Raw genomic sequence first — 7,471 nt, 5'->3', positions numbered from 1 at the left:
CCTTTATAACCCACACGGTTCAGATGTAACGAGAATTTAAATTTGAAGAATATGAAAAAGAAGATGCTTTATAACCCACACGGTTCAGATGTAACAATATCATATTCAGTATATCGTTGTTTTTAGAAATTCTTTATAACCCACACGGTTCAGATGTAACTTAATTTTTATGGTTTTTATGATGGTAAAGAATTTACTTTATAACCCACACGGTTCAGATGTAACTAGTACAGGAGCAGGGAAGACCTCAGTTAGGAAAGGGTCTTTATAACCCACACGGTTCAGATGTAACCCGTTAACTTTTAACTCAAAAATAAATTCGCAAAAACCTTATTCAATTGCCAAGCTGTAAAACATTATACCAAATTTTTAAAAAATCCGCAAGTTGAAGTTTTTTGCAGCAAACCTCGATATACAGAAAATATATTATTATATTTTATCCTTTAACATCCCATCACAAGCCTACCGCTGAAAACCTCAAACTCAGAAGCCCGCTGCAAATACCACTCCTTAACTTCCCGATCTTAAAAAATTTTAAAATAAAAAATTACAAATTTTCAAAAATTTAAACATTAAAAATTTTAAAATCAAAAAGTTTAATTTAACAAATACTTACAACTACTCTTCAAAAAATCCCTTTCAAACTTTTATTATACAAGCTTAAATCAAGCATCAAAAAATAAAATCACATTACCAATATCTTAGCTTTACTGACTACTAAATCATTCTACCAAACATGAAAATAATCAAGTAAAAACAGCTAAGTTATTGATAAACAAACTTTAAACGTCTCACGTTTCACGTCTCACGTTATCACGTAAAGCAAGCTTGTGTGGGCTAACCTATTCAATTACCAAGGTTCAGTTAAAAAATTAAAAAGTTAATATAAATATACAAAAAAATTTTCTACACGTCAAGCAGATGTAAGACTGTCCCAAAAATCAAAATTGTCATTCTGAGCAAAGCGAAGAATCTCATATTTTTCTTTTCAAGTCAAAAAATCAAAAAAGAGATCCTTCGGACTTACGTCCTCATGATGACGCACAAAGGTAAGTTTATGAGAATTTTGGAACAGTTTTAACAGAAATTGAAAAGAATGATGAGAAAATTAGCAAAAGATTTAGATTCTTTATCAGCTACAGAAAAACAATATTTAAAGTCCTGCTAAGAATATTCTTGATGATAATAGTTTTTTTGTGTATGGATGTTGAGGATTATCAAAAATTTCAAAAACTTTACCTTCCTCCAACAGCTCTCCTTTATACATAACTAAGACTCTATCAGCAACCTGGGCTACAACTCCTAAATCATGAGTAATAAGAAGAATTCCCATGTTTAAAGTTTCTTTTAACTCATTAAATAAATTCAATATTTGCAGAGAAATTGTAACATCAAGTGCAGTCGTTGGCTCATCTGCTAAAAGATAATCAGGATTATTTACAACAGCAATAGCTATTACAGCTCTTTGCTTTAGTCCACCGGAAAGTTCGTGAGGATATTGATTAAACCTTTGCTTTGGATTTGGTATCTTTACTTTCTCCATAGCACTTAAAGCTAATTCTTTTGCTTCATTTTTTGATACTTTTTTATGAGCCAAAATCGTCTCTACTATTTGCTCACCAATTGTCATTAAAGGATTTAGTACCGCAGATGGCTCTTGAAATACCATTGATATTTTGTTTCCTCTAAGTTGTCTTTTTTCTTCTTTGGATAAAGAATCTAAATCCTTATTATCAACGATGATTTTACCTTCTTTTTTAGCATAGCTTGGAAGAATATCCATGATAGCCTGACATGTAACACTCTTACCAGAACCGGATTCTCCAACAATTGCTACAATTTCACCTTTATTTAAAGAAAAAGAGACTCCTTTCAGAGCCTCTATGATTTGATTTTCTATTTGAAAGGAAACTTTTAAATTTCTAACTTCTATCACTTTAAAATATCTATCAATTTATTTAATTTATCAGCAGGTAATGCACCTGATATTGCTACACCCTTAGGGAAGATTATCGTCGGTGTTCCGTTAACTGAGTTAGCTTGACCGTATTTTAGATTGTTATCTATAGCTTGCTTTCCAGCATTACAAGGTTTTTCAAGAGATGCAAGCCCATTTTCATCACCTTTAGCTGTATAAGAAAATGCAGTGTCAAGCATTTTTTGCTTTGCCGCATTGTCGTTTTGACAAATAATATTTTGAGCCACTCCTGATGCGTGTTTGTGGAATGGCAGTGGATACATAATCATTTCAAACGAAACATCTTTTCTTTGAGCTAAGACTTTTTTAATTTCTTCATGCAGTCTTGCACAGAATGGACATTGAGGGTCTGTTATAACATAAATTTTAATATTTCCATTTCCATATGCTACGTTAGGTTTTGGCATGCTCTTTAAATCTACTATATTAACAGATTCTAATAAACCTTCTTTTTTCAACAATTCAACTTTTTCTTTACCTAAAATCTTAACAAGCTTTACTTCTTTTTCTGAGTTCGCCTGTGCTTGTAATTGCTGGAGTCTTTCTCTTGTCAAGCTAACTTTCTTATTAATATCTATTATTTCACCATTTACCAAGTATTTTAAATTACAGTCAATATAGATTGGCACTTTTCTTCCACCGCTTTCGATAACAACCTCATATAAACCACTAATTGGAGTGTTTGAAACACTTACAACCCTGGCATTATTAAGTATGCCCGATAATGCCTTTTGAACTTCTGATGTGCTTACTTTAGAATCACTACCTAAGCAACTTTCTGCTGCAACTGTTAATGACGATGCAGTTAATAATCCTGCTAAAAATAACTTTAACTTCATAAGCTTCTCCTTTTAATTTTTTTACCTTTCTAAAATAATTATATAATATTTTGAGTATACACTGAGGCAAGAAATTCAATAAAATTATGAGATTCCTTGTACGGCTGCAGAATGGCAGTGTGTATTTTTGGAACGGTCTCATAGCCTTAGCAAGATGTTTGTAAAAATCAACGTTGTTATTTTACAGCTGGCGAAGAAATTTCATTTTTGTCTTTCTCTTCCTTGCAAATAACAAAAGAAGAGAAGATTTTCTTTAGAATAAAGTCCTCAAGATAAAAAAGTAAACTTACAAAAATTTTAGGAGTCTCACGCAAGTCTGAAGAGTCTTAGCTTTTTTGATAAAATAAAAATTATTTACGCTATTAGAATAATCAAGGAAAATTTTTGATATCAGGAGTTTTATAAATGAATGTTTTACTTATAGGCGATGTAATCGGTAGAACCGGCAGGAGGGCTGTTAAGTCAGTTCTTCCTAAGTTAATTGAAGAATTAAACATTAACTTTGTTGTTTTAAACGGTGAAAATTTAGCACATGGAAACGGCATCACAAAATCAGTTTTTCAGGAGATGATAGAAGTAAAGGTTGATGTTATCACATCAGGAAATCATACCTTCGATAAAAAGGAAGTTTTTGAAATCATTGATGATGAAAGACTTTTAAGACCTGCAAATTTACCGCCAACTGCACCGGGAAAGGGATTTAATGTATATGAAAAAAATGGTTATAAAGTAGCTGTTATAAACCTAATGGGTAGAGCTTTTATGGGAATGGTCTTAGATTGTCCGTTTAGAAAGTTTGATGAAATTTATGAGATTATCAAAGATAAGGTAGATTACATTATCGTAGATTTTCATGCTGAAGCAACGTCAGAAAAACAAGCATTTGGCTATTATGTAGATTCAAGAGCTGATATAGTTTTTGGAACCCATACTCATGTACCAACAGCAGATGAAAGATTTTTGCCCGGTGGTACCGCTTTTATATCAGATGTAGGAATGACAGGAGCTTTAGACTCTGTTATTGGCGTAAGGAAAGATGAAATCATAAAAAAATTTATCTCAGGAATTCCACAAAAATATGAACCTGCTGAAGGTCAGTTTATTTTTAATGCACTTTATGTTAATCTTAAAGATAGGAATTTAAAGAGAATACAAATAAAGGAAGAGGTCGGGAAAGAAAGTAAGGGATAAGAATTGAGAATAAAAATAAAGGTGAGAATATGAACTATAAAAACTTTTTAGACTTACAACTTTCAGAAATAGGAATTGGGACATACTTAGGAAATCCTGACCCGATAACCAATGAAAGCTACAAAAATACCATCAAAAAAGGAATAGAGCTTGGTGTTAATGTTGTAGATACTGCTATAAATTATAGAGATATGGAAAGCGAAAGGGTAATCTCAGAAGTATTGCAGGAAGTAGATAGAAGTAAAGTCATAATCTCCACAAAAGGTGGATATTTTCCAAGAGACAACAGGCTTAAAATTGACAACATCACAAAATACTTAAAAGAAGAATTTATAGATAAAGGCATTATTACAAAAGATGATATCACACCATATGGCAATATACTTACTCCAAAATATATAGATTGGTCATTTGAAAAAAGCTTAAAAAACCTAAAAACAAATTATATTGACGTTTATTTTCTTCACAACCCAGAAGACCAGCTACAGATTGTTTCAAAAGAAAAGTTTTATCAAAAATTATGGACAGCTTTTAGGTTGTTAGAAGGAAAGGTTAAAGAAGGTAAGTTAAGATATTACGGTCTTGCAACATGGAACGGCTTTAGAGTAGAAGAAAGTCATCCACAGCATCTAAATCTGTATGAAATTTTCAAGATAGCAAGAGAAGTTGGCGGAGAAAACCATCATTTTAGATTCATTCAGCTACCATACAATATTTCAATGCTTGAAGCATTTAAACTAAAAAACCAGCCTTATGAAGGAAGATATTACTCAACCTTAGAGCTTGCCAATAAGCTTGGAATTTACACATACATTAGTGCTCCTTTACTCCAAAAAAGGGTTTTAAGAAACTTCCCGGAAAACGTAAAAGAGTTGTTTAAAGTAAAAAAGGATGTTCATATTCCTATTCAATTTGTAAGAAGTACCCCATACGTTGGAACTGTTTTAATTGGCATGAGTAAAGTAGAGCATCTTTTGGAAAATGTAGAGATAGAAAATTATCCAAAGCTTGAAGAAAGTGAAATTTTAAAGTAGTATTACCCTTATCCGTTATTCTGAAGACTTTAGTCTGAAAGGTCTTTTTTAGAAGAAAGTTAATAATAAGTAGAGACAATTCATGAATTGCCATTAAGGTGAGTAGGTGATAGTCAAAAAGCGGAAATTCTCCGCTGGCTGTAGAACGACGATGTTGTTTTTAGTACAGTCCGGCGTTAAAAAACCAGTACAAACTTGAAAATCCAGTCTCTAATAAGCAAAAATTAAAACACTATCTTAATATTTAACTTAAAATCTTTTCCTTCCACTTTTTAGCTATTGATAACACTCTTTCTTTTTCTACAGTTAAAACTTCCTTATTTTTAACTACAACCTTTCCATTTATTAATACAGTATCAACATCACTACCCCTTGATGAATAGACTATTTGTATGTATGGGTCAAAAAGTGGCTGTAAGTGTGGTTGATTTATATCAATTATCACTAAATCTGCATACTTACCAACTTCTATACTTCCTATTTTTTTGTCCAATCTAACTGCTTTTGCTGCATCTCTTGTTGCCATTGCTAAAACTTGTTTTGCAGGTAAAACTGTTGGATTTAAGTTATATCCTTTGTGTAATTTTGCAGCAGTAGAAAGCTCACCGATAATATCAAGGTCATCGTTTGAAGCTGTTCCGTCGGTTCCAAAAGAAACAATAATTCCCTTTTCTAACATTTTTGGAACGGGTGCAATTCCTGATGCTAATTTTAAATTACTCTCCGGACAGTGGGCAATCTTTACATTTTTTTCTGCTAACAGCTCGACCTCTTCATCTGTAGGATGAACCATATGGGCTGCCAAAACCCTATCATTTAAAACTCCAATATTGTTTAGATGTTTTACTGGTGTATCGCCATATCTGTTTTTTATATCTTCAACTTCATGTAAAGTTTCTGATACGTGTATGTGATATACAACGTCATAATCTACTGCAACCTGCATGGATTTTTGTAGTGTTGGAGGGCTACATGTGTAAGGTGCATGTGGTCCTATTGCTGGATATATAAACTCATCATTTTTATATTCTTTTATAAAATCTATGGTTTTTTGGATTCCTTCATCTGGTGTTTTTGCTCCTGGAGTAGGAAAATCAAGAATTCCTGTAGTCAATACAGCTCTCATTTGAGCGGATTTTACGGCATCAGCAACTGCATTTTCGTAAAAATACATATCAACAAAACATGTGATACCATTTCTTAACATCTCATAACATGCTATATCTGTACCATCTTTTACAAACTCATAACTAACAAACTTTCCTTCAACCGGCCAAATATACTGCTCAAGCCATACTTTTAAAGGATTATCACTTCCATATCCTCTAAGCAATGTCATTGCAGCATGGGTATGTGTATTTATAAATCCGGGTAATACAATATTTCCATTAGCATCAATCACTTCTCTACTTTCTAAATTCTCTTTATTTTCTCCTACTTCTGCGATTTTTCCATCTTTTATCGCAATATATCCATTTTTATATTCTGTAAAGTTTTCATCCATTGTTAAGACCCAAGCATTTTTAATTACCAAATCAAACATCAATTTACCTCCTGTATTTTTTTATAATCAAAATCCACTATGTTTCTATCTTTTTTACTAAACTCAATTCCAATCAAATAAACTTCTTCATACTTACCTAAATATTTTTCATAATACTTTTTCTCTTCAACCTGTTTTAAAGCTGTTTTTTCTGGCTGGTCTTCTACTACTTTAAACTCTATGATGTACGCTTTGTTATTGTATATTACTGTTAAATCTACTTTGCCTTTATTAGTAGTATCCTCTGCTACTGTTTCAAATCCTGCTCCACTAAATAAGGCATAGACAATTGATGCATAAAAGCCTTCATAGCTTTCTAAATCATTTTTTCTATACCAATCATATGGTATGCTTGCAAAAAATCTATGTAAGATGTCTTTCAGTTTTTCTATTTGATTGTCTCTTAAGGCTTTTTCTAACTCATTTTCTGTCTTATCTTTTAAACTACGGTCAGAAACAAAATGTAGCAAAAAGAAGTTATTTAAACTTACTTTTACTTCATAGTTTGGATATGAGAGTGTGTAAACCTCTCTGTATAGTCTTCTTTCTACATCTTTTATTGTCAAATATCCTGTTTGAAAAAGTAGATTTTCTACATATAAATCATCAATATCAAGGTTTGATAAAAGCTCTTCTCCTACTTCTAAGTTTTCTAATTCTGGCAAGTAATAATTGTATTGTTTAAAAAGCTTGATTAAAAATGTAGGCGTTCCTGTTTCAAACCAATAAGGTCTAAATATTTTCTTATTAAATAGCAGTAGAATATCAAAAGGATTGTAAACCTTTTCTCCAAGCCAGCTATAGCCGTTATACCATCTTCTTACTTCTTCTTTATCAAAATCTTTTATCCTATCTGCAAATACTGTTTCTAAATCTGTTTGTGTAT

Annotated in this window: 6 protein-coding genes and 1 CRISPR repeat array; of the genes, 2 read left to right on the top strand and 4 right to left on the bottom strand. The window is 31.8% G+C overall.

Annotated elements, in window-relative coordinates:
• Position 1: 1 nt before the first annotated feature.
• Positions 2–292: a CRISPR direct-repeat array (repeat unit 29 nt; unit sequence CTTTATAACCCACACGGTTCAGATGTAAC).
• Between the two features lie 861 nt (positions 293–1,153).
• Together Q0929_RS08460 and Q0929_RS08455 are read right to left on the bottom strand one after the other, a co-directional pair.
• Positions 1,154–1,936: an ABC transporter ATP-binding protein gene (locus tag Q0929_RS08460; protein WP_299239843.1), complete on the bottom strand. Its 783-nt coding sequence runs from the start codon at positions 1,934–1,936 to the stop codon at positions 1,154–1,156.
• Entirely contained in the window at positions 1,933–2,817 is an 885-nt protein-coding gene (locus Q0929_RS08455; protein ID WP_299239841.1) for a DsbC family protein, read from the bottom strand. Before Q0929_RS08455 ends, Q0929_RS08460 begins: the two co-directional genes overlap by 4 nt.
• Positions 2,818–3,222: 405 nt before the next feature.
• Between Q0929_RS08455 and Q0929_RS08450 the strand changes: the two genes are divergently transcribed.
• Both Q0929_RS08450 and Q0929_RS08445 read left to right on the top strand, forming a co-directional pair.
• Positions 3,223–4,008: a TIGR00282 family metallophosphoesterase gene (locus Q0929_RS08450; RefSeq protein WP_299239838.1), complete on the top strand. Its 786-nt coding sequence runs from the start codon at positions 3,223–3,225 to the stop codon at positions 4,006–4,008.
• Positions 4,009–4,037: 29 nt separating this feature from the next.
• A complete protein-coding gene (locus Q0929_RS08445; protein ID WP_299239835.1) occupies positions 4,038–5,042 on the top strand; it encodes an aldo/keto reductase in 1,005 nt (334 codons plus the stop codon).
• A gap of 244 nt (positions 5,043–5,286) precedes the next feature.
• Here the strand turns inward: Q0929_RS08445 and Q0929_RS08440 are convergent, their stop codons facing one another.
• Both Q0929_RS08440 and Q0929_RS08435 read right to left on the bottom strand, forming a co-directional pair.
• Positions 5,287–6,585, bottom strand: coding sequence for an amidohydrolase (locus Q0929_RS08440; RefSeq protein WP_299239832.1), 1,299 nt, complete (start codon positions 6,583–6,585; stop codon positions 5,287–5,289).
• Positions 6,585–7,471: PD-(D/E)XK nuclease domain-containing protein (locus Q0929_RS08435; protein ID WP_299239827.1), on the bottom strand; the 887-nt coding region annotated here is incomplete at its 5' end. The genes Q0929_RS08435 and Q0929_RS08440, both read right to left, overlap by 1 nt.

Source organism: Sulfurihydrogenibium sp., assembly GCF_028276765.1.
In the GTDB taxonomy this organism is placed as follows: Bacteria; Aquificota; Aquificia; order Aquificales; family Hydrogenothermaceae; genus Sulfurihydrogenibium.
This window is presented reverse-complemented; position numbering and strand designations above follow the sequence as displayed.